This window comes from Microbacterium sp. LWH11-1.2, assembly GCF_038397745.1.
GTDB lineage: Bacteria > Actinomycetota > Actinomycetes > Actinomycetales > Microbacteriaceae > Microbacterium.
Window position 1 is genome coordinate 650512 of record NZ_CP151636.1, and the last position, 22272, is coordinate 672783.

A 22272-nucleotide genomic window follows, 5' to 3' on the forward strand; every position below is an offset into this window, starting at 1 on the left:
CATGCCCACTCCTCTGGATCACCCCACCGAGGTCTCGGCCGGATGCTCCCTGTGAGCCGATCGATCGAAGCCCTGCGCGGACGACCCTCACACAGCAACCGGTTCGTCCGCCCTCGCACCAGCCGCCACAGCCGCTCCCGACGGATGCTGCCCGTCGGCCCGACGGTGACGGCGATCGCCGTGATCGCGGTTCTCGTGCTCGTGGTCTCCGCCTCCACCGGACCCGTCGGAGTCTCACCCATCGACGCCGCGAGGATCGTGATCGGCCACCTCCTCCCCGGCATGCCCTGGATGTCCGACGGCACGCTCACCCCGCTGCAGGACCAGGCGGTGTGGCAGTTCCGGGTGCCGAGGTCGCTCCTCGCCGCACTCTCCGGCGCGGGACTCGCCCTCGCCGGCGCGATGATGCAGGCCGTCGTGCGCAATCCGCTCGCCGAGCCGTACATCCTCGGCGTCTCCTCGGGCGCCAGCGTCGGCGCCGCGCTCGTGATCGTCTCCGGCGGCGCCACATTCCTCGGTCTCACGATGAGCGGCGCGGCGTTCATCGGCGCAATGGTCGCCTGTCTCCTCGTCGCGATGCTCGCGCGCATCCGCGGAGAGCTCTCGCCGACCAGGATGATCCTCGCCGGGGTCGCGCTGGGCGCTCTGCTGAGCGCCGTGACCAGCTATCTCACCCTCACCACGGATGCCCAGAACGTCGTCAGTGTGATGTTCTTCCTGCTCGGCAGCGTGTCGGCGGCCGACATGTCGTCGCTGCTCATCCCCGCAGTGGCGCTCGCGATCGCGTGCACAGCGGTCTTCGGGCTCTCGCGGTCGATGAACGCGCTGCTCTCGGGCGACGAGTCGGCCATGGCCGTCGGCGTGCGCACGAGCCGGCTGCGCGGTCTGCTCCTCGTGCTCGCCTCTCTCCTGACCGGCGCGATCGTCGCGGTGAGCGGAGGCATCGGCTTCGTCGGCCTCGTCGTCCCGCACATCGCCCGGCTCCTCGTCGGCTCGGATCATCGGCGGATGCTGCCGGTGACGGTCCTCGGCGGAGCACTGTTCCTCATGATCGCCGACCTGCTCGCCCGCACGGTCGCGATGCCGACCGAGATCCCCCTCGGCATCCTCACCGCGTTCGTCGGCGCACCCTTCTTCCTCTGGCTGATGCGCAGCGGTGGCGAGCGCGCGGGGTTCGACCGATGAGCGTGCAGTTCGACGGCGTGAGCGTCGTGCGCGGCGGTCGCACCGTGCTGCACGGAATCGACCTCCAGGTAGCCTCCGGGCGCATCGTCGGACTCCTCGGGCCGAACGGCAGCGGGAAGTCGACCCTCCTGCGCACGCTGTTCACGGGTCAGCGCCCGCACCGCGGGCGCGTCCTGATCGACGGGTCGGATGCCTCGCTGCTGACACCGCGCGCGCTCGCCCGCACCGTGTCGGTGATGCTGCAGGACGCACCCTCGAAGTTCGATCTGACCGTGCGGGAGACGGTCCTCGTCGGCCGCACGCCGCACCGTCCGCCGTTCAGCAGGGACACCAGGGAGGATCGGCGCATCGTCGACGAGGCGCTGCGGACCGCCGACGTGCACGACCTCGGCGACCGCCTGGTGCGACGGCTCTCGGGCGGTCAGCGTCAGCGGGTGATGCTCGCGCGTGCTCTCGCGCAGGACGGGAGGATCCTCGTCCTCGACGAGCCGACGAACCACCTCGACATCGCCCACCAGCTCGACCTGATGCGCGTCGTGAGCGGACTCGGGACGACCGTGATCGCCGCCCTCCACGACCTCAACATCGCCGCGACGTTCTGCGACGACGTCGCCGTGCTCGACGAGGGCAGGCTCGTGGCCTTCGGCCCGCCCGACGTCGTGCTCACACCGGCGCTGGTCGACGAGGTCTTCGCCGTCACCGCACGCATCGCGATCGAGGTCGACACCGGCGCGAGGGCGATGACGTTCCACCCCCGTCGGCGCTCCGACCACCGAGGCACCGATATCCCGAACCACCCGACCAACCGAGGAGAAGAAGAATGACACCCCGCACCCGAACCACCCGCGTGCTCGCCGCCGTCACCGTCGGAATGGGCGCGCTCGCCCTCTCGGCCTGCGGAAGCGGCGTCACCACCGCCACAGGACCCGCCTCGTCCGAGCAGGCGATCACGATCGAGAACTGCGGTCGCACGATCGAGATCCCGGCCACCCCGACCGCCGTCGTCGGAATGCACCCGTCGCAGACCGAGCTGCTGCTGCGCCTGGGCCTCGCCGACTCGCTCGTCGGCCAGGCCCAGGCCACGGCGCAGGAGCTCCCTGCCGACATCGCGGAGCTCGCGGACGATGTGCCCGTGGTCGGCGGGGACACCCCTCCGAGCCGGGAGGAGCTCCTCGCCGTCGAGCCCGACTTCGTGTACTCGCCCACCACGTACGAGTTCACCGCCGAGCAGGGCTTCGCGAGCATCGAGCAGTTGGACGAAGCCGGAGTCGCCGCCTACACGGCCACCGGAGGATGCTTCGACCGCCGCATGGAGGGCACCGTCACGGACCTCTTCACCGATCTGGAGAATCTCGGCGCGATCTTCCAGGTCTCGGACGAGGCGGACGCCCTCATCGAGTCCGCGGAGGCCGAGCTCGACTCCGTCGCCGCCGCGATCGAGGGTCGGGATCGGCCGCGCGTCGCGCAGGTCTTCGTCGAAGGCACGACGCTGACGGCCATCGGTGCGGGCATCGAGTTCGACATCCTGCAGCGCGCCGGCGCGGACAACGTGTTCAGCCCGGAGGACCCGATGTTCGCGGACTTCTTCGCCGCCGAGATCACCCCGGAGTCCCTCGCAGCAGAGGCCCCCGACGTGCTCGTCTTCGCGGTGTCCGACCCGGCGCACGAGGCGGCGGTCCGCGATCACCTGGCGAAGACCTTCCCGGAGATGCCGGCGGTGCGCGACGACCGCCTCATCGCCGTGTCCTCCACCGACATGTTCCCCGGCACCCTCGGCAACGTCTCCGTGGTCCGTCAGATCGCCGAGGCGCTCTACCCCGACGCCGTGTTCGACTGACCTGCATCATCGTGACGGGGCGCCGGCCGGCGCCCCGTCATCGTGATCGAGGACCCGTCAGAGCGCACGCCAGGTGAAGCGCCCGCCGAGCAGGGTGGCCGCGACCGGCATGTCGCGCAGCCCATCGCGGTCGCTCGCGTACGGGTCGCGATCGACGATCACGAGATCCGCCGGCTGTCCGACGGCGACCGACGAGCGGACGGATGCCGCCAGCGCCACGTCCAGCGGCAGACGCTGCTCCGGATGCCAGGCGTCGCGGTCGCCCCGGCTGCGCGACGTCGCCGCGCTGAGCGAGATCCACGGGTCAAGCGGCGCGACCGGAGCATCCGATCCCAGCCGCAGGGACGCCCCGGCACGATGCAGCGACCCGAACGCGAACGCGCGGCCTGTGCGCCCCGCCCAGTGGTGGTCGGCGACGTCACGGTCGTCCATCGCGTGCTCCGGCTGCACGCTCGCGATCAGCCCCAGCCGCGCGAACCGCGCGAAGTCCTCCTCGCGCACGAGCTGCGCGTGCTCGATCACACCCTTCATGCCGAGCGCCTCGAACGTGTCGAGCACCTCGGTGTTCGCCCGGTCACCGATGGCATGAACGGCGGCCCCGACTCCCGCGCCCCGCGCGCGCTCCAGCAGACGCCGAAGCTCCGCGATCGGCACGCTCTCCAGACCGCACGCGTGCGGATGCGCGGGGTCCATGGTCGGGTACGGATCCCAGCACCAGGCCGTGCGGGTGTTCAACGACCCGTCCACGATCACCTTGAGGCGTCCGAACCGCACGAGGCCGGCCGTGTCGACGATGTCGCCGGTGCGCAGCCCGCCCGCGATCACGCCCTCCAGCCGGTCGGCCCACACGGCGATGTCCACGCGCAGTGCGTCGACGCCCTGAGCGGTCCGGTCCCGCCAGTCCGTGACATTGTCGGCGTTCTCGTAGTCGACCACGCCGACCACGCCGCGCGCGGCCGCGGCGTCGGCGGCCGCACGATACGCCGAGAGCGGGAGATCACCGGCCTGATCGAACGAGTGCAGCAGATCGATCCACGGCCCCTCGCGCAAGAGCCCGGTCTCGTCGAGGGCCAGGCCGAAGCGGGCTGCGGCCGCGCGGTTCATCCACCCGCAGTGCAGATCGCCGCTGACGAGCACGACGGGAACGTCGGAGACCGCCGCGTCGAGCGCGTCGAGCGAGGCCGGCACGGGCCACAGTCCGTCGCGGAAGCCGTAGCCCATCAGCATCCCGTCGCTGAGCGGGGCCCCGTCGGCGCGGGCGCCGCGTACGGCGTCGAGCACGTCGGCGGCGCTGCGGGTCTCGGTCAGGTCGATGCGGCTGCGCCGGATGACGTGCTGGGTGAAGTGCACATGCGCGTCCCACAGCCCCGGCCCGACCCAGCGGCCTGCGCCGTCGACCGTCTCGCCTTCGGCATCCGTCGTTCCGGCGGGGGTGATCCTCGCGATGACGCCGTCGCGCACGACGAGGTCGATCGGCTCACCGCCGTCGTAGGGGCGGACGTTCTGGAGAGTGAGTGCGGGGGCGTCGGTCATGGTGCTCCGGTCAGGCGACGGGGACGGGGACGGTGGTGAAGCCGAACAGATCCTTGGGATCGTCCGGTGCGGCGACGAGGTCGATCTCGCGACCCAGGTCGGTTCCGGCGATGCTCGCGCGCAGGTGCCGCAGAGCCGAGAAGTCCTCGATCGCGAACCCGACGGAGTCGAAGATCGTGATCTGCTCCCGCGATGTGCGGCCCGGCGCTGTGCCGGTGAGCACGCGCCAGAACTCGGTCACGGGGAAGTCGGGAGCGACGTTCTGGATCTCGCCCTCGACGCGCGTCTGCGGGGTGTATTCCACGAAGACCGGTCCGCGCTCCAGGATCCGCGGGTCGAGCTCGGTCTTGCCCGGGCAGTCGCCGCCGATCGTGTTGATGTGCACGCCGGGTGCGACGTCGGCATCCGTCAGCACCTGTGCGACCGCTTTGTCCGCCGTGCAGGTCGTGATGACGTCGGCACCCGCAGCCGCCTCGGAGGCCGATGCGCAGACCGTGATCTCGAAGCCGTGCGGGGTGAGATTCCGCACGAGCTTGGCGGAGGCCGCCTCGTCGACGTCGAAGACGCGGAGCGTGCGGATGCCGAGGACGGCCCGGAACGCGAGCGCCTGGAACTCGGCCTGACTGCCGGCGCCGATCATGGCCATGACCTGCGAGTCGGAGCGGGCCAGGGTTCGGGCGACCATCGCGGACGTCGCGGCGGTGCGGAGTGCGGTGAGCACGGTCATCTCGGCGAGGAACACCGGATACCCGTTGTGCACGTCGGCGAGCACGCCGAACGCGGTCACCGTCTGATAGCCGCGCCCCGGATTGAACGGGTGCCCGTTGACGTACTTGAACGCGTAGAGGTCGGGATCGCTGATCGGCATCAGCTCGATCACGCCGAACGGGGTGTGGTCGGCGACCCGGGGGCTCTTGTGGAACGACTCCCAGCGGCGGAAGTCCTCCTCGATCGTGTCGGCCATCTCGGCCATGATCCGCTCGGCGCCGTGGCGTCCGATCCAGGCCACCATGTCGGCCACTCCCACGAACGCGGTCATGCGCCCTGCTCCCTTCCGTGCACGCGCGACATCCGCGCCGCCAGGGCGGGGTTCCGATAGGGGCCCGGTTCGCCGAGCGCATCGATCACGCGGTCGACGACCTCGGCCGGCTTGTCCTGACTCATCTTCTCTTTCGCCTCGAATCGCTCGACGCGCAGTCGGAAGCCGACCGTGCCGTGCACGATGCGCTCCGCGTATGCCGCGTTCTCCAGGGTCTGCCGCATCAGGTACGGCTCGGGCAGCACGTTCTCGAAGTGCGCGACGAGCCGGTCGAGCACCCGCAGGTTCTCGTCGTCCGACAGGATCTCGGGTGTGCCGTGCAGGTGCGCCACGGCGAAGTTCCACGTCGGCACGGCGGGCGCGGTGCCGTACCACCCCGGCGAGACGTATCCCTGGGGGCCGTAGACGATCACCATCAGCTCGTGCGCGCCGAGCTCGTGCAGGCGCTCGTCGGGACGGCCGACATGGCTCACGAGCACGATGCCCTCGGCATCCTCCTCGAGCAGCAGCGGGTAGTGCGAGGCGACGAGACCCCTGCCGGGCACGAAGCTGACGATCGTGCCCCACGGGTTCTCCCGCACGAGCGTGCGCACGGTCTCGACGTCATCGAGGACGTAGTCGGGCGTGTGCCGCATCAGGCACCCGCGATCGCGGCGAGTCGTGCGGCCCGGCGTGCCTGCTGCACGTCGGGGTCCGGCACGGGAGCTGCGGCGAGGAGACGGCGCGTGTACGGATCCTCCGGATGCTCCAGCACCCGCGTGCGTGACCCCGCCTCGACCACGCGGCCGGTGTTGAGCACCATGACGCTGTCGCACAGCTCGTCGATCACCGCGAGATCGTGGCTGATGAACACGCACGCGAACTCGAGCCTCGCCTGCAGCTCGCGGAACACCTCCAGCACCTGCGCCTGCACCGAGACGTCGAGGGCGCTGGTCGGCTCGTCGGCGATGAGCAGCACGGGGTCGAGCGACACCGCGCGGGCGATCGCGACCCGCTGCCTCTGGCCGCCGGACAGCTCGTGCGGGTAGCGGTCGGCGCGATCGGAGAGCCCGACGGCGTCGAGAAGCTCCTCCACTCGCTCGCTCAGCGCGCGCCCGCGCAGCCCTCGGATGCTCTGCAGGGGCTCCTCGACGCTCTGGCGAGCGGTGTACCTCGGGTTGAGCGACAGGGCCGGATTCTGGAAGACGACCCCCACGCGTCGGCGGGTGCGCCGGCGCTCGGCCCGCGACGCGGTGCGCATGTCGACGCCCTCGATCCGGATGGTGCCCTCGGTCACGGGAGCCGCGCCGATCACCGCGCGCCCGATCGTGGACTTGCCGCTGCCGGACTCGCCGACCAGCCCGAGGATCTCGCCCTTCTGCACCCGCACGCTCACGCCGTCGACCGCGCGGAACGCGCCCCGCAGACGATTGCCGTAGCTGACCACGAGGTCGTCGATCTCGAGCACTGCGGGGGCCGCGTCCAGCGAGGCGCCCGCGCCACGGGTGCCGATCCTCGGCACGGCGTCGAGCAGCTCGCGGGTGTACCCGGCCGACGGTGTGAGCAGCACGCTGCGGGCGGTGCCCTCCTCGACGCGTTCGCCGTGCCGCATCACCACGACACGGTCGGCGAGCTCCGCCACCACACCCATGTCGTGCGTGATCAGCAGGATCGCGCGGCCCTCCCGTCGCCCGAGCCGGGCGAGCACGTCGAGCACCTCCGCCTGCACCGTCACGTCGAGCGCCGTGGTCGGCTCGTCGGCGATGAGCAGCTGCGGGTCGGAGGCCAGGGCCATCGCGATCCCGACCCGCTGGCACTGCCCGCCGGAGAGCTCATGGGGATACTGCTTCATGCGTCGGGCGGGGTCAGGGATGTCGACCAGCTCGAGCAGCTCGATCGCCCGCCGACGCGCGGCGCGCGTGCTCAGCGACCGATCGTGCGAGCGCACCGCCTCGACCACCTGGAATCCGATCGTGAAGACCGGGTTGAGCGAGGCGACGGGGTCCTGCGAGATCAGGGCGATCTCCGCACCGCGCACCTGCCTCAGCTCGCGCGGGGACAGCCCCAGCAGCTCGCGCCCGTGGAGCTTCACCGATCCGGTGGCCCGCGCTCCGTCGGGCAGCAGGCCGATCACGGACAGCGCGGTGACCGACTTGCCCGAGCCCGACTCCCCCACGACGGCGACGACCTCGCCGGGGGCGACGTCCAGATCGAGACCGTGCACGACCTCGATGGGTGCGCGCGTGCCGAAGGACACCCGCAGGTCGCGCACGCGCAGAACGGCTTCAGTGGAATCCATCGATCACGCTTCGTCCTCGCCCGCGTCGCGGGCGCGCTTGTGCTCATGCCAGTCGGCGAGCATCTTGTGGTGGTAGTCCTGCACCCATTCGAGGTAGTCGCGACCGTTGCGCAGACGCACGGCGGCGTCGGTCTCGGTCGGGCTCAGCCACCGCAGGGCGGTGTCGAGCGAGCGGATCTCCCTGTCGAAGTAGCGGCGCTCGTTGGCGAGGAAGCTGCCCCAGGGGTCCTCCTCGGCCATGAAGTAGTGGTTCCGGTCGCCTGGCAGCGAGTGACGCCGGATGAAGTTCGTGTCGATCAGCCGCCGGGTCGCCATCGACACCGCTCCGGTGCTGGCTCCCAGCGCAGCGGCGAGGTCGGCAGAGGAGATGAAGGGGCGATCCATGATCATCAGGTAGCCGAGCACACGTCCGTCCATGCGAGACGTTCCGGCCATCTCCCAGATGAGCGAGATCTCCTCGGCGAACTGTCGACGGTACTGCTCGCGCTCGGCGGCTGCGGCGTTGTCCTCGGTCATGTGCTCTTCCCTTCCGGCGGCGTCCCGATCAGCATGCCACTCACCGTCGTTCCCTCGGATCGAAGACGCTGCGCAGCTCCTCGCCGATCGCCACCACGGCGAGCACGGTCAGCGCCAGGAGCACGCTCGGCAGCACGAGCACATGCGGCGACGCCTGGAAGACCCGCGATCCGGCCGCGATCTGCAGGCCCCAGGAGATCGCCGGCGACGACAGCCCGACACCGAGGTAGGTGAGGGTGCTCTCGGCGACGATCACGGCACCGATCGTCAGCGTGGCGAGCAGCAGCACCGGCTGCACGGCGTTGGGCAGCACGTAGCGCCCCACGATGCGTCCGGTGCTCAGCCCCATGGTCCGCGCGGCGAGCACGTGGTCGGCCTTCGCGACCGACCGCACCGACCCGCGCATCAGCCGTGCCATCATGGGCCACCCGAAGATCCCGAGCACCAGCCCGACCGTCAGCACGTTGCGGGCGCCGAGCATGTTGAGCACCACGATCGCGGCGAGCAGGAACGGGAAGCCGAGGAAGACCTCGGTCAGGCGGGAGATGATCCAGTCGGCGATCGAGCCGCCCATCCCGGCGAGCGTGCCGAGCAGCAGCGCGATCGCGAGGGCGATCGCCGTGGCGAGGAAGCCCACCGAGAGCGAGCTCTGCGCGCCGTAGACGGCGTTCGCCCAGATGTCGCAGCCCTGCACGTCGAAACCGAACGGATGCCCGGCGATCGCGGTTCCCGCGCTGTCGGCGAGGTCGCAGGCCCGGGGGTCGCCATTGCCGAAGAGCCAGGCGAACGGCGACGGAGCCACGGCGAACGCCACGACCACGAGCAGCACGACGGCGGCCATCCAGAAGAGCGGGCGGCGCACCAGCATCCGCCACGCGCCCTCCCGTCGCGCGACGATCGCGATCGCGGTGGTCTTCGGCATCGTGATCTTCGCGGTGCCCGGAGTCGGGTTCTGGGGATCAGGCACGACGGATCCTCGGGTCGAGCATCGCATGGAGGGCGTCCACGATCAGCGAGGTGAGCAGGAAGATGATGATCAGCGCGGTCGAGATGCCGACGACCAACGTCGCCTCGTGGTCCCGGATCGCCAGGAACAGCAGGTTGCCGACGCCGGGGAGGTTGAAGATCCCCTCGATCACCACGGCACCGCCGAGCAGGAACCCGAGGTCCGTCGCGAGGAAGGTGGCGGTGGGGATGAGCGAGTTGCGCATGACGTGGAGTCCGATGACCCGGGACTCGCTGATGCCCTTCGAGCGGGCGGTGCGCACGTAGTCGGCGTCGAGGTTCTCGATCATCGACCCGCGCACCAGGCGCGAGACGGATGCCAGCCCGAACAGCGCGATCACGAGCGCCGGCAGCAGGTACGCGAGCGGCCACCCCTCGCGGATGCCGGCGACCGGCAGCCAGTCCAGTCGCACCCCGAACACGATCTGCGCCGTGATGCCGAGCACGAACACCGGGATGCAGCTGAGGCCGATCGAGATCACCAGGAGGCCGCGGTCGATGACCGTGCCGCGCTTGAGCGCCGACACGATGCCGACCGTGAGCCCGAGGACGATCTGGATCGTCCAGGCGGTGAGCGCGAGCGTGATCGTGACCGGCCATCGGGAGGCGAGCTGATCGGCGACGGCCCGTCCGCGCAGATCCACCCCGAGATCGCCGGTGAGCAGGTTGCCGATGTAGTTCGCGTACTGCACGAGCAGGGGCTGATCGAGCAGGTAGCGCGCGTTCAGGGCGTCGATGACGGACTGCGGCAGCTGGCGATCGCCGGCCAGGGCACGGATGGGATCGCCCGGCAGGCTGAAGACCGTGAAGTAGATGATGAACGTCACTCCGAAGAAGACGATCGCGAATCCGACCAGTCTCTGCAGCAGCTTCAGTCCGAGGCCCACCGGCTCGCCCCTTCGAGCTGTGCGTGCGCGGCCAGGATCGCGCCGTACTGCACGCCGACCACGGCGCTCAGCGGCAGCGGTCGGGAGCTCCCCGCCTGGAGGGCGCCCTCGAGCCAGCCGTCGAACAGGTCCTGGGCCTCGACGGCCGCGCGGCGCAGCTCGGGCGCCGCGGTCCCCGCCTCGACCTCGGCGCGCAGCGCCCGCACCAGCATCCCGCCCCAGCGCAGGCGATGCAGGCGCACGAGGCCGGACAGCGCCTCGACCTCGGAGACGGTCGCGACCCGGTCGGACTCCTGGGCGGCGCGGGCGACGTTCTCCTCCCCGGCGGCGGTCGCGGCGGGGGCGAACACGCGGGCGGCGCGCAGCAGCGGGGTGTCCAGGCGCAGGAAGGGCGTGACCAGGTCGACGAGCGCCGTGAGCCGAGCACCGGTCTCCTGCAGCGCCTCACCGGACTCGCGCAGCACGTCGCGGTAGAGCGTCTCGGTCGGGGTGGTGTCGTCGGCGAGCGGGTCGCTGAACTGCGGCAGCTCGGCGATCAGCGAGAGCGTGCCGTACTTCTGCGCATACGAGGTCGAGGCGTCGCCGGCGGAACCCGGCGGGTAGGGATCGAGTCCGTAGGCCTCGGTCCAGTCGTACGCGTCCTGCAGCGTGCCCATCTCGTAGATGGCCGGCGCGAGGACGGTGAAGTGCGCGCCCTCGGCCTCGCCCGTGTGCAGCGGCACGCCGAGGGCTGCGGGCAGCGCGTGCAGCAGCGGATACAGGGCGGGAACCGCACGCGAGAGATAGAAGTACGCGCCCCCGCCCTCGCTGTTGTGCAGCGGGACGTACAGGTCGGGCTTGGCGGTGTCGATCGCGCGGGCGAGGGCCTGGGTCTCGGGCATCATCGCGTCGAAGTACGCCTTCTTGTACGAGAACGGGAAGGTCCACTCGACCTGCTCGTCCGGCGCCGGGCGGTAGAACTCCCGCGCGTACCGCTCGCGGTCCGAGGGGTCGGCGAACCAGCCCTCGTTGAGCCGCATGCCGTCGGGGTCCGCGCACGGCACGATGTGCCAGGTGGTGTCGAGCTGCGCGCGGAACGCGGCATCCGACGTCAGCTGTTCGGTCAGGTGCAGGATCGTCAGCGAGCCGATCGGCTCGTTCGGGTGCACACCGCCCACGATGAGCGCCGAGCGCGCGCCGTCGCCGATCGAGTAGAGCGAGATCGGCTCGCCGAGGCGGCTGGTGCCGATCCGCTGCACGCTGATCAGAGCGGGATGCTGCGCGCGGAGCGACTCCATCTGCTCGTTGAGCGCGTCGACGGTGGGGAAGGACGTGTGGTCCGGTGCCGCGCCGGCACGACGGAGGATGTCCTCCGTCGTGCCGGCGGTCGGTGCCGCTGCGGAATCGTGCACGGGGTGTGGTTCTCTCTGGATCGGATCAGGATGCCGCGGAGGCGGTGACGACCTTGGTCAGGTCGACGCTTCCGGACACCGTGTACAGCTCGGAGATGCGATCCGAGGTGACGTACAGGTAGCGGTTGCCGAAGAGCGGCACCGTGGGGAAGTCCTGGAGGATGCGCTCCTGCACCTTCACGTACCCCTCGGAGGACTTCTCGAACGTGTCGGCCGCGTTGGCCTCCGCGAGGAGGGCGTCGACCTCGGGGTTCGAGTAGCCGCCGGATCCGAAGTTGCCTTCGCCTGTCGCCGTGTACACGGCCGTCAGCGTGTTCTGCTGGCTCGGGTACAGCGCACCCCAGCGGGCACGGAACGGCCCGTTGACCTCATGGGCGCCGACGCTGTCGACGAACGCGGCGAAGTCGACCGACGGGGTCGCGACGACGCTCTCGATGCCGAGGTTCTGGCGCAGCTGGTTCGCGATCGCCTCGAACAGGTCGTCCTGACCCCAGTTCGCGATGTAGTGCACGGCCAGCTCGCCGTCGAAGCCGCCGGCCTCCTCGAGCAGCGCCTGCGCGGCCTCGGGGTCGAACTCGCAGTACTCGCCGCAGACGCCCTCCGGATCGCCGGGCATGCTCGGCGCGGTGAGCGAGGTCGCGGGAACCTGGGAGCCGCCGAAGATCGCGTCGTTGATCGCCTCGCGGTCGATGGCCATCGAGATCGCCTGACGGATGCGCGGATCGGCGAAGCGCGGGTCCGTCAGATCGAAGCCGAGGAAGTCGACACCGGGTGCGTCGAGTTCGTAGACGTGCTCGCCGAAGTCGGTGCGCGCCTGGGCGACCTGCGATCCGGCGATGGCGACGATGTCGACCTCGCCGGCCAGGGCGTCGGTGTAGGCGGTCGCGGTGTCGAGATAGGGCACGAAGGTCACGGCGCCGATGTTCGGCTCCGTACCCGCGTAGTCCTCGTAGGCGACGGCCTCGATCGGGTCGGTGTCCGACCAGCCGTCGACGAGGGCGAACGGACCGTTCCCGACGGGTGCCTCCTCCCAGGCGGCGATGTCGGCGAGCGCCTCGGACGGGAGCGGGTAGAGGCCGGTCTGTCCCGCGGTGAGCTGCAGCGGGAACTGACGGTCCGGTGCGTCGAGCTCGACGGTGAACGTGAGGTCGTCGACGACGGTGAGACCTGCGAGTTCGGTCGCGGTCGGCTCAGCTCCCTCGGCGGGGTTGAGGTCGGCGTACCCGACGACCCCGGCGAGCTGTGCGCCGTTCACCCAGGCGTTCGGGCCGTAAGCGGCATGGTTCCAGGTGTCGACATAGTCCTGAGCGGTGACCGGAGTCCCGTCGTGGAACGTCCAGCCGTCGCGAAGCGTGATCGTCCACAGCTTCGCGTCGTCCGACTCGACGGACTCGGCCGCGACGTAGGTGATCTCTCCCGCGTCGTCGATCGCCGTGAGCGGGGAGAACATCGCGATGACGATGTTGTACGACGTGAACTGGTTGGCCGGGACGAGGCTGTCGGGCTTCTCGACCGCGAAGCGGACCGGATCGGCGTCACCGCTGTCGTCCGCGTCCGGCGACGACGCGGAGCAACCCGCGAGCGACAGAGCCAGGACCGCGGAAGCGGCGATCATCAGTCTTGCAGTGCTGTGCATAACTCCTCCTTGAGCCACACCTGACGGGTGCCGCATCGAGTGTGGGCTGGCTCGTTCCTGCGGGATTTCGCAGGGCTTTCCAGCACCGTAGATCGCGGCACTTCAACAATCAATGAAACTTCAGTAGAAATTGAAAGTTGTAATAGGAGTGAAACAGGAGGGACTCACGCACGCAACAGAGGGAGCGCTCCGTTACCGAAACGTGACAGCCGATGAGGAGCTCAGATCACCGGCCGGTCGATCCGCGAGACCACGTGCAGGGGCTCGTCGATCGGGTTGTCCGGCTCCATGTCGCCCTCGCCCACGCGGCGGAATCCCGCCTTCTCCAGCGCGCGCCACGACCCGACATTCCCGGCGACGACCGGCACGATGATGGCCGGAGCCTCCGGGTACGAGAGCCAGGTCTCGGCGACGACGGCGCGGATGAGAGCTGTACCGAGGCCGCGCCCGGTGTTCCCGAGATCCGCGATCAGGTAGTCGATCGTCACCGCGTGCTCGGGGACGTCGACGATCGCCGAGAGCTCCTCGAGATCCTCGGCGTAGTCCGCGATTCGCGAGCGCTGCACCAGCGCCGCGGGCACGCCGTCGAACGATACGAGCAGATCCTCCCCGGCCTCCTCGCCCCGCGTGCCAGGGCCGAAGTCGCGCGCCACACCCTCCGGCGAGAAGTCGTGATGCCAGTACCGGTGCACGTGCGGCCGCGACAGCCAGTCCGCGATCAGCCCGAAGTCGCTCTCGACGACGGGGCGCCAGGTGATCTGCGGGGTGACCATGCGCCCATGATCCCAGGGGAACGCCGGGTGCGGGCGTTTCGTCTCGCCGAGACCCGCTCAACGACCGGGGTCGAGCGCCGCCCGCACCATGCGCGAGACGAGGTCGGTGTACTCGACGCCGGCGACCGCGAACATCCGCGGCACCTGCGACGCCGCGGTCAGCCCCGGCATGGTGTTGACCTCGTTGAGCACGGGACCGTCGTCGGTGAGGAAGAAGTCCATCCGCGCCACCCCGGCGCATCCGATGGCGTCGAACACGGCGATGGCCGCCCGCTTCAGCGCCGACATCTGCGCCGCGTCGAGCTGCGCCGGAACCGTGAACCGCGCACTGCCGTCGTACTTCGTCGCGGTGTCGAACGGTCCCGTCGTGTGGATCTCCAGCGGCGGAGCCGCCCAGCGGATGCCGCCCGCCTCGCGGAGCACGGCGACGTCGATCTCCCGCGCCCGCACGACCTCCTCCACGAGGATGCGCCGATCGAACCGCGCCGCGGTGCGCAGTGCCTCGAGCAGCTCGGACTCCTCCGTGACGAGGCTCACTCCGAAGCTCGACCCGGCCGACACCGGCTTGACGACCACTTCGCCCTCGAACTCGGCATCCCCGATGTCCTCGACTGCGATGACCTTCCCCCGCGCGGTGCGCACGCCGACGGCATCCGCCACCAGCTTCGTCGCCCACTTGTCCATGCCGATCGCTCCTGCGCGCAGGTCGGAACCCACGACCTTCGCGCCGGCGAGCGCCCCCAGTGCGGCGAGGGCTCCGTCCTCGCCGAGCGCTCCATGCACGGCGGGGAATATGACGTCGGTGTCGGCGATCAGCGGCAGCGCGAGACCGAGGGATTCGACCGGAGACGCCGTCGCCGGCAGGCCGTCCGCACGCCAGATCCCGTCGCGGTCGATGGTCACCGTGCGCACGGCGTGGCCGCTGAGCCGGAGGGCGGCGGCGACCGCGGCGGCCGACGCCAGCGAGACCTCGTGCTCGGCGTTCTGCCCTCCCCCGATGACCAGCACGTGCGGCATCATTCGATGCCCCGCTGCACCCGTGCGCCGATGCCGGTCACGATGGTGTGCGGGATCGTGCCCGCCCACCGTGCCCACTCCTGCGCCGACGGGACCGCGCCGCCCTCCGGCCCGAACACGGTCGCCGTCGTGCCGCGCGGGAAGAGCACGTCCCCTGTGTCGACGACGATCTGGTCCATCGACACCCTCCCGACCAGCGGATGCCGTACTCCGCCGATCTCGACGGACGCCCCCTCGCCGAGCTCCCGGGGGATGCCGTCGGCGTACCCCGCACCGATGACGGCGAGACAGGTCGACCGCGTCGTGACGTGCGTCGCGCCGTACCCGACGGGTGTGCCCGCCGGCACCGTCGAGCTGTGCACGACCGACGCGGTGAACCGGGACGCACCCGTCAGCGCGATCGAATCCGAGGGGTCGATGCCGACGAGCCCCGCACCGATGCGCACCATGTCGAAGTGGGTCGCCGGATCGGTCAGCGCGCCCGCGGTCGCGGCCAGGTGCACGAGCAGGGGCCCGAACCCGGCCCGCAGCACCGCATCGCGGGCCTGCCGCATCCGCAGCACCGCCGCCTCGTTCGCCCGGGGGTCGCCCTCGTCGGCGCGCGGCAGATGCCCCATGACGCCCACGACCTCGACCCGCCCGCGCCCCTGCCTCGCGACCCGCAGCAGCTCGGTCCACTGGTCGATCGGGCACCCCTCCCGCGCCATGCCGGTGTCCATGTGCAGGTGCACCCGCAGCGGAGACTGCGCGTCCGCGATGAGTCTTCGCAGCTCGTCGACCGAGCCGACCGCGATGTCGACGCCCCGCAGCGCCGCCTCGGCCGCGTCCACCCCCGCGGGGTTCAGCCACGACAGGATCGGCGCCGTGAGTCCGCCGACGCGCAGCGTCGCGGCCTCGGCGACGTCGGTGACACCGAGCCATTCCGCTCCCGCGGCGACCGCCGCCCTGGCGACCGAGACCGCTCCGTGTCCGTAGCCGTCGGCCTTCACCACGGCCATGATGCGGGCGTCCGTCCCGGACCGCACCCGGTGCACGTTCTGAGCGACGGCATCCGGCAGCGTGCGGAGCAGGGGAGCGGGGAGAAGGGAGACCGCGGCGCGCTCCGTGGCGACCAGGACGGTCACGGCGTCATCCTCGGGTCTTCGGTGGGGTCGGAGTACATCTCGGGGCACCCCTCCGTGACGGCATCCGGACGCAGCTCGTAGTGCCAGGACTCGTTGGCGTAGGTCTGGCAGAGACCGTAGTCCGCGCCGTGCTGGGCGAGCCAGTCGAGGGTGGGGAGCGGGCCCATGTCGACGGCGTCACCCGACACGTGGGCCGAGGTCTGCGGGGTGGCGACCCAGCGCGCCGCCTCGGTCTCCGAGCCGTATTGGACGATCGCGTCCTGCAGCATCCGCTCCTGCAGCACCGCCGATCGCCACCCGCTGTTCACGCGGAACTCCAGGCCGTCGGCGGCGGCATCGTTCGCGGCGCGCTGCAGCGCATCGAGCAGGGCCAGATCGAGGTTGGCGATCGCGACCCGGTCGGTGTCGAAGACGGTGGGCTCGTCGCCGTCGCGGATCACGCCGTCGGCGTCGCTCGGGGCGAGGACCGAGCCGGTGAGGGCCTGCGGTGGCAGTCCGCCGGACTCGTCCGTCGGCGTCTCCTGCGAGGAGACGGAGGCGGATGCCGCGACCAGCGACTGCTGCACGGCGAACGCGAGGATCAGGACGGCGACGAGCGCGATGGCCGTGACGAGGAGCCGTCGGCGGCGGATGCTGCGGCGGAGAGGGCGAGTGCGGGTGTTCATGTCTCCAGTGAAGAAGGGCGGCTGTTGCCCGGTCGTATGAGCTTTTCCATACGCTCCCGATATACGCGGGTGCGTAGGATCGCAGCCATGCGTGTGCTGATCGTCGAGGACGAGCCCTACCTCGCCGAGGCGGTTCGCGATGGGCTGCGCCTGGAGGCGATCGCCGCCGACATCGCGGGCGACGGCGACACGGCCCTCGAGCTGCTGAGCATCAACGCCTACGACATCGCCGTCCTGGATCGCGACGTGCCCGGCCCTTCCGGCGACGACATCGCGCGGTGGATCGTGGCATCGGGCAGCGGCATCCCGATCCTCATGCTGACCGCCGCCGATCGGCTCGACGACAAGGCCTCCGGGTTCGAGATCGGCGCCGACGACTACCTCACGAAGCCCTTCGAGCTGCGGGAGCTGGTGCTGCGCCTGCGGGCACTCGACCGTCGACGGCAGCGCGCCCGCCCGCCGGTGCTCGAGGTCGCGGGGCTCCGCCTCGATCCGTTCCGCCGCGAGGTGTACCGGGACGATCGCTACGTCGCCCTGACCCGCAAGCAGTTCGCAGTGCTCGAGGTGCTCGTCGACGCCGACGGCGGAGTGGTGAGCGCGGAGGAGCTGCTCGAGCGCGCCTGGGACGAGAACGCCGACCCCTTCACGAACGCCGTGCGCATCACGGTGTCGTCGCTGCGCAAGCGCCTCGGCGAGCCCTGGCTGATCCTCACCGTGCCCGGTGTCGGGTACCGGATCGGGACGGATGCCGATGCCTAGGCGGGCCGGGATGAGCGCCCGCCTCAAGCTCACGCTGAGCTACGCCGGGATCGTCGTGTTCTCCGGCATCCTGCTCCTCGCCGCCGTCGGCCTCTTCCTGCTGCGGTATGTGCCGGACGCGCAGATCGTGGCCGACATCTTCGTTCCGAACCGCTCGGATCTGCTGCGGGCCTTCGTGCCCGTCGCCGGTGTCGTGATGGTCGTGTTGATCGCCCTGGGGCTCGGCGGCGGCTGGCTCCTCGCCGGACGGATGCTGGCACCGCTCGACCGGATCAGCGACGCGGCGAAGCTCGCGACGCAGGGCTCGCTGTCGCATCGCGTCGCGCTCGAAGGGCCGCGTGACGAGTTCCGTGACCTCGCCGACGTCTTCGACTCGATGCTCGAGCAGCTCGAGGCGCAGGTCGCCGAGCAGCAGCGGTTCGCCGCGAACGCCTCGCACGAGCTGCGCACTCCGCTGGCGATCTCGCAGACCCTGCTGGAGGTCGCCCGCACCGATCCCGAGCGCGATGTCGATGCGCTGATCACCCGACTGCAGGAGGTCAACGCCCGCGCGATCGAGCTCACCGAGGCGCTGCTCCTACTCAGCCGCGCCGAGCGCCGGTCGTTCACCCGCGAGGTCGTCGACCTGTCGCTCCTGGCCGAGGAGGCGGTCGAAGCCCTCCTCCCGCTCGCGGATCGACGCGGTGTCGCCGTCGAGGTGGGAGGCGTCGCCGCTCCGGTGTTGGGGTCGTCGGCTCTGCTGCAGCAGCTCGTCACGAACCTCGTGCTCAACGCCGTCGTGCACAATCTGCCCTCCGGAGGCGCCGTGGCGGTGCGCACGCACGCGACGCCGCACGCCGTGGCGCTGGTGGTCGAGAACACCGGCGAGGTGCTGCCCGCCTATCGCGTGGCGACGCTCACCGAGCCGTTCCAGCGGGGTGCCGAGCGCACGCGCGATGAGGATCATGCCGGGGTAGGGCTCGGACTCGCGATCGCACAGCGCATCACCCAGGCCCACGGCGGTTCCCTCGTGCTCACCCCGCGGGCGGACGGCGGTCTGATCGTGACGGTGTGGCTGCCGCATCCGTACCCGTCGCCGCTCGGCTGAGGGCGCCGGCTGTTGGCGGGCGGGGAGCCCGCGGATGCCGGTGCAGAGCCCGGTCGAGGCTCAGTCCGCTCCGGCTCCGCGCACGAGCCGCGCCGCGATCTCGATCATCGCCTGCCGCACCTCGTCGCCGTCGAGCAGTTCGAACGCGATGCCGCAGATGCCGATGTAGAGGGCGAACTCCTCCGGTGAATCGGAACCGGCGGTGAGGATGCTGGTGCCGTCGCCCTGGTCGACGACCTGCGCGACCGTGGCGTCGAAGTGCCGTGTGACGACATCCGCGGGAGCGTGCATGCGGAACCTCGCACGATGGCGATACGGAGCGGTGGTGATGCTGCGAGCGGTGAACTGCCGAAGGGCGTCGTCGGGGATGTCCCTGCGCGGGAACTCCTCGCGAAGGATGAGCGGATGCTGCATCCGATCCACGCGCAGCGTGCGCCACGCCTCGCGCTCCGGGTCCCACGCGACGAGGTACCAGCGCTCAGCGGTGTGCACGACGCGGTGCGACTCGACGACCCGACGCACCTCCTCTCCGTCGTGCCTCGTGTAGTCCACCTGCATCCGCCGACGCTCCGCGATCGCGGTGGCGATCGTCGTGACGACCGAGACGTCGACGTCATCGTGCCGTGTGGACAGCGGCACCATCGCCTGTTCGACCTCGACGATCTGGCGCCGGGTCGCCGCCGAGAGTGATTGCTCGAGCTTCGCGAGCGCTCGGGCCGACGCCTCCTCGATCCCGGTGACGACACCCGTGGCCGCGGCGCGGAGGCCGACCGCGATCGCGACGGATTCGTCGACCGAGAGCGTGAGCGGCGGCACGGCCGCACCCGCTCCGAGCCGGTAGCCGCCGTGTCGTCCACGCGTCGCCTCGATGCCGTAGCCGAGTTCGCGCAGGTCGTCGATGTCGCGGCGCAGCGTGCGCGCGCTCACCTCCAGCCGTTCCCGCAGTTCGGCGCCGCTCCATTCTCGACGGGCCTGCAGCAGACCGAGGAGTTCGAGGGTGCGTCCGGTGGTGCGGGTCATAATCCGATCCTCTTGCTCTCTCAGGTCATATTGTGACCGCTTTGGTCGAGAGAGTGAAGTCATGAACACGACACAGATCGACCCCCGCGTCCACTCCTTCCGCGTCGATGTCTCCGATGCCGCCGTGCACGATCTCCGCGCGCGGCTGCGGAATGCTCGATTCCCGCAGCCCCTGCCGGTCGACGACCGGCGCACCGGCATCCCGTCCGCCGAACTGCCGGACCTCGTCGCGCGCTGGGCCGAACACGACTGGCGAGGGACCGAAGAGCGCCTGAATGCTCTGCCGCACATCATCACCGACATCGAGGGTCAGAGCATCCACGCCGTACACGTGCGATCTGCCCACCCGGATGCGACGCCGCTGCTGCTTCTGCACGGCTGGCCGGGTTCGTTCCTGGAGTTCGAAGGGCTGATCGACCCGCTCACCGATCCCGTCGCGCACGGGGGAGATGCGGGCGACGCGTTCGACGTGATCGTCCCCTCGCTCCCCGGATTCGGATTCTCGATGCCGCTCGTCGGCACTGCCTGGGGCACCCGCGAGATCGCCGGAGCGATGCTCGAGTTGATGACCCGCCTCGGATACGACCGCTTCGCCGTGCAGGGCGGCGACGTCGGCGCCGGGGTCGCTCCCGAGATCGGCCGGCTCGCACCGGAACGCGTGATCGGCGTGCATGTGAACGGGTCGCTCGGGAACTTCGTCGGCGACCTCGACGAGGAGACCACCGCGTCTCTCACACCCCTCGAGCAGGATCGTCTGCGCCGTATCTCCGAGTTCATGCAGAACGAGTTCGGCTATATCTCGATGCAGTCCACGCGTCCCGGCCTCGTCGGACAGGTGCTCGCCGACAGCCCGGTCGGGCAGTTCGCCTGGATCCTCGACAAGCTCCAGGCGTGGACGCATCCGGTCGAGACACCCGCCATCGACATCCTCGGCGAGCGCTTCGTCTTCGAGAACGCAGCTCTCTACTGGTTCACGGCATCCGCCGGCACGTCGGCGTTCGTCGGATACGCGCAGGGAGGCGACTGGGGCGAGGTCCCCGAAAGCTCCGGTGTCCCGACGGCGGTCATCGTGTTCGCGCACGACGTCGGGCTGCGTTTCGCCGAGGAGAAGTCCCACCACATCGTGCGCTGGACCGACGTGGTGGGCCAGGGCGGCCACTTCGCCGCCATGGAGGAGCCGGACATGCTCGTCGCCGACGTGCGGGAGTTCTTCCGGGCACTGCGGTAGCCGGCCCGTCGGGGCGGCAGCACACCTGCAGGCCGATTTCACGGATGCAGGTCCGGACTACCTTTTCCGGACCTGCATCCGTCATTTCTCCCGACAAAGTGTGCCGAGCGGATGCCGGGAGACGGCGGATGCCGCTGCGGTCAGCGGCCGAGCGCGGCTGTCGACGCCCGGGGGATGAGGGTCGGCAGGGCGCGGGTGATGGCCCCCGGGCCACCGAGCAGGTCGAGCGCGCTGGCGGCGATCTGATCGAAGGCCGTGCGCACCGACGTCAGCGGCACGGGGAGCCTGGCTGCCAGCGGGATGTCGTTGTATCCGACGACCGACACGTCGCGCCCGACGGTCAATCCGGCGGCGGATGCGGCGGCGACGACCCCGATCGCGAGGTTGTCGTTGGCCGCGAAGATCGCGGTCGGGCGGGATGCCGCAGCGAGAAGCTCACGCCCCGCGATGTGGCCCGACTCGATGCCGTACCCGGTCGAGATGACGCGCTCCTCCGCGAGCTCGATCCCGCCCTCGGCGAGCGCCCGTCGAGCCCCGGAGAGGCGATCGCGCGCGCTCGAGGTGAACCACGGCCCGGTGATGACGGCGATCTCCCGGTGTCCGAGGTCGACGAGATGCCGGGCGGCGAAGTAGCCGCCGGCCTCGTCGTCGCCGAGCGCCGACGGACTGACGCCGTCGGTGCGGAGGACGAGCGAGTGCGCGACTCCACGCTCGCGCAGCGACGCCGGAAGGGTGTCATCCAGCCGCGCGGTCGCGAGGATCAGGCCGTCGACGTTCCGGTCGAGCAGGGTCTCGGTCGCCCGCCGCTCCTCGACCGGGTCGTCGCCGCAGGTCGCCACCACGGCGAACGAGCCGCGGGAACGGGCAGTGCGTTCGATCGCCTCGAACATCAGCGCCATGACGTGGTCGGTGAGCCGGGGGACGAGCACGCCGATGGTTCCGGTCGCACCGCGGCGCAGCCCGGACGCGAACATGTTGCGGCGGTAGCCCAGCTCGTCGGCGATCCGGCGCACCTTCTCGGCCGTCGAGGAGCGCGACGGCGGCGTGCGATCGTCGAGCACGCGGCTGACGGTGGAGATGCTGACGCCGGATGCCGCGGCCACGTCCTTCAGCGTGACGACATGTCGCTCCTGCTGCTCGTCCACGGCGTCCCCCTCGACTGATTCCGGATCCGGGTGTTGACATCCCCCGTGCCTCCGATCATACTTGCAATCGTTCCTGCAAACGTTCCCGCGAACGTTCCCACAATCTCGAAGCCGAGAACATCAGCGAAGAAGCTCCAAGGAAAGGAC

21 protein-coding genes are annotated in these 22272 nt (G+C 70.5%); 6 read left to right on the forward strand and 15 right to left on the reverse strand.

The window, feature by feature from the left end; all coding sequences use genetic code 11:
• Positions 1-51 precede the first annotated feature (51 nt).
• Genes MRBLWH11_RS03005 through MRBLWH11_RS03015 form a run of 3 tightly spaced genes read left to right on the forward strand, consistent with a single transcriptional unit; the run spans position 52 to position 3022 of the window.
• Positions 52-1185, forward strand: coding sequence for an iron ABC transporter permease (locus MRBLWH11_RS03005; RefSeq protein WP_341946625.1), 1134 nt, complete (start codon positions 52-54; stop codon positions 1183-1185).
• Positions 1182-2009, forward strand: a complete 828-nt coding sequence (locus tag MRBLWH11_RS03010) for an ABC transporter ATP-binding protein (RefSeq protein ID WP_341946626.1) — start codon at positions 1182-1184, stop codon at positions 2007-2009. Before MRBLWH11_RS03005 ends, MRBLWH11_RS03010 begins: the two co-directional genes overlap by 4 nt.
• Positions 2006-3022 carry an ABC transporter substrate-binding protein gene (locus MRBLWH11_RS03015; protein WP_341946627.1) on the forward strand — a complete coding sequence of 339 codons (1017 nt, stop codon included), beginning with the start codon at positions 2006-2008 and terminating at the stop codon, positions 3020-3022. The genes MRBLWH11_RS03010 and MRBLWH11_RS03015 overlap by 4 nt, the downstream gene beginning before the upstream one ends.
• Before the next feature lie 57 nt (positions 3023-3079).
• On the opposite strand, the gene MRBLWH11_RS03020 is transcribed toward MRBLWH11_RS03015, so the two are convergent.
• From MRBLWH11_RS03020 to MRBLWH11_RS03080, 13 genes are all read right to left on the reverse strand, one after another.
• Entirely contained in the window at positions 3080-4555 is a 1476-nt protein-coding gene (locus MRBLWH11_RS03020) for an amidohydrolase family protein (protein WP_341946628.1), read from the reverse strand.
• Positions 4556-4565: 10 nt separating this feature from the next.
• Positions 4566-5594, reverse strand: coding sequence for an ornithine cyclodeaminase (locus tag MRBLWH11_RS03025; RefSeq protein ID WP_341946629.1), 1029 nt, complete (start codon positions 5592-5594; stop codon positions 4566-4568).
• Positions 5591-6229, reverse strand: a complete 639-nt coding sequence (locus tag MRBLWH11_RS03030; RefSeq protein ID WP_341946630.1) for an FMN-binding negative transcriptional regulator — start codon at positions 6227-6229, stop codon at positions 5591-5593. Before MRBLWH11_RS03030 ends, MRBLWH11_RS03025 begins: the two co-directional genes overlap by 4 nt.
• Positions 6229-7872, reverse strand: a complete 1644-nt coding sequence (locus MRBLWH11_RS03035; RefSeq protein WP_341946631.1) for an ABC transporter ATP-binding protein — start codon at positions 7870-7872, stop codon at positions 6229-6231. Before MRBLWH11_RS03035 ends, MRBLWH11_RS03030 begins: the two co-directional genes overlap by 1 nt.
• Positions 7873-7875: 3 nt before the next feature.
• On the reverse strand, positions 7876-8388 hold the full coding sequence (locus tag MRBLWH11_RS03040) for a MarR family transcriptional regulator (RefSeq protein WP_116636056.1): 513 nt from the start codon (positions 8386-8388) through the stop codon (positions 7876-7878).
• Positions 8389-8428: 40 nt separating this feature from the next.
• Positions 8429-9355, reverse strand: coding sequence for an ABC transporter permease (locus MRBLWH11_RS03045; RefSeq protein ID WP_341946632.1), 927 nt, complete (start codon positions 9353-9355; stop codon positions 8429-8431).
• Entirely contained in the window at positions 9348-10280 is a 933-nt protein-coding gene (locus MRBLWH11_RS03050) for an ABC transporter permease (protein ID WP_116636058.1), read from the reverse strand. Before MRBLWH11_RS03050 ends, MRBLWH11_RS03045 begins: the two co-directional genes overlap by 8 nt.
• Complete coding sequence (locus tag MRBLWH11_RS03055; protein WP_341946633.1) at positions 10265-11671, reverse strand: M14 family zinc carboxypeptidase; 1407 nt, start codon at positions 11669-11671, stop codon at positions 10265-10267. The genes MRBLWH11_RS03050 and MRBLWH11_RS03055 overlap by 16 nt, the downstream gene beginning before the upstream one ends.
• Before the next feature lie 25 nt (positions 11672-11696).
• Positions 11697-13307 (reverse strand): ABC transporter substrate-binding protein, encoded by a 1611-nt coding sequence (locus tag MRBLWH11_RS03060; protein ID WP_341946634.1) that lies wholly within the window; start codon positions 13305-13307, stop codon positions 11697-11699.
• 221 nt (positions 13308-13528) lie between these two features.
• Positions 13529-14080, reverse strand: coding sequence for a GNAT family N-acetyltransferase (locus MRBLWH11_RS03065; protein WP_341946635.1), 552 nt, complete (start codon positions 14078-14080; stop codon positions 13529-13531).
• Positions 14081-14137: 57 nt separating this feature from the next.
• Positions 14138-15097 carry a D-alanine--D-alanine ligase gene (locus tag MRBLWH11_RS03070; protein ID WP_341946636.1) on the reverse strand — a complete coding sequence of 320 codons (960 nt, stop codon included), beginning with the start codon at positions 15095-15097 and terminating at the stop codon, positions 14138-14140.
• Entirely contained in the window at positions 15097-16221 is a 1125-nt protein-coding gene (alr, locus tag MRBLWH11_RS03075) for an alanine racemase (protein ID WP_341946637.1), read from the reverse strand. The genes MRBLWH11_RS03070 and alr overlap by 1 nt, the downstream gene beginning before the upstream one ends.
• Positions 16218-16886 (reverse strand): M15 family metallopeptidase, encoded by a 669-nt coding sequence (locus MRBLWH11_RS03080; RefSeq protein ID WP_341946638.1) that lies wholly within the window; start codon positions 16884-16886, stop codon positions 16218-16220. The genes alr and MRBLWH11_RS03080 overlap by 4 nt, the downstream gene beginning before the upstream one ends.
• Positions 16887-16973: 87 nt before the next feature.
• On the opposite strand from MRBLWH11_RS03080, the gene MRBLWH11_RS03085 reads away from it, so the two are divergent.
• Positions 16974-17645 carry a response regulator transcription factor gene (locus MRBLWH11_RS03085; RefSeq protein WP_116636065.1) on the forward strand — a complete coding sequence of 224 codons (672 nt, stop codon included), beginning with the start codon at positions 16974-16976 and terminating at the stop codon, positions 17643-17645.
• Positions 17646-17655: 10 nt separating this feature from the next.
• Complete coding sequence (locus MRBLWH11_RS03090) at positions 17656-18732, forward strand: HAMP domain-containing sensor histidine kinase (protein WP_116636066.1); 1077 nt, start codon at positions 17656-17658, stop codon at positions 18730-18732.
• 60 nt (positions 18733-18792) lie between these two features.
• On the opposite strand, the gene MRBLWH11_RS03095 is transcribed toward MRBLWH11_RS03090, so the two are convergent.
• Positions 18793-19752 carry a YafY family protein gene (locus MRBLWH11_RS03095; RefSeq protein ID WP_341946639.1) on the reverse strand — a complete coding sequence of 320 codons (960 nt, stop codon included), beginning with the start codon at positions 19750-19752 and terminating at the stop codon, positions 18793-18795.
• A 61-nt stretch (positions 19753-19813) separates the two neighbouring features.
• On the opposite strand from MRBLWH11_RS03095, the gene MRBLWH11_RS03100 reads away from it, so the two are divergent.
• Positions 19814-20980 carry an epoxide hydrolase gene (locus MRBLWH11_RS03100; protein WP_341946640.1) on the forward strand — a complete coding sequence of 389 codons (1167 nt, stop codon included), beginning with the start codon at positions 19814-19816 and terminating at the stop codon, positions 20978-20980.
• Positions 20981-21120: 140 nt separating this feature from the next.
• Here MRBLWH11_RS03100 and MRBLWH11_RS03105 read toward each other — a convergent pair whose 3' ends face one another.
• The gene (locus tag MRBLWH11_RS03105; RefSeq protein ID WP_116636067.1) at positions 21121-22125 is read right to left on the reverse strand and encodes a LacI family DNA-binding transcriptional regulator; all 1005 of its coding nucleotides are present in this window, start codon (positions 22123-22125) and stop codon (positions 21121-21123) included.
• Positions 22126-22272 lie beyond the last annotated feature (147 nt).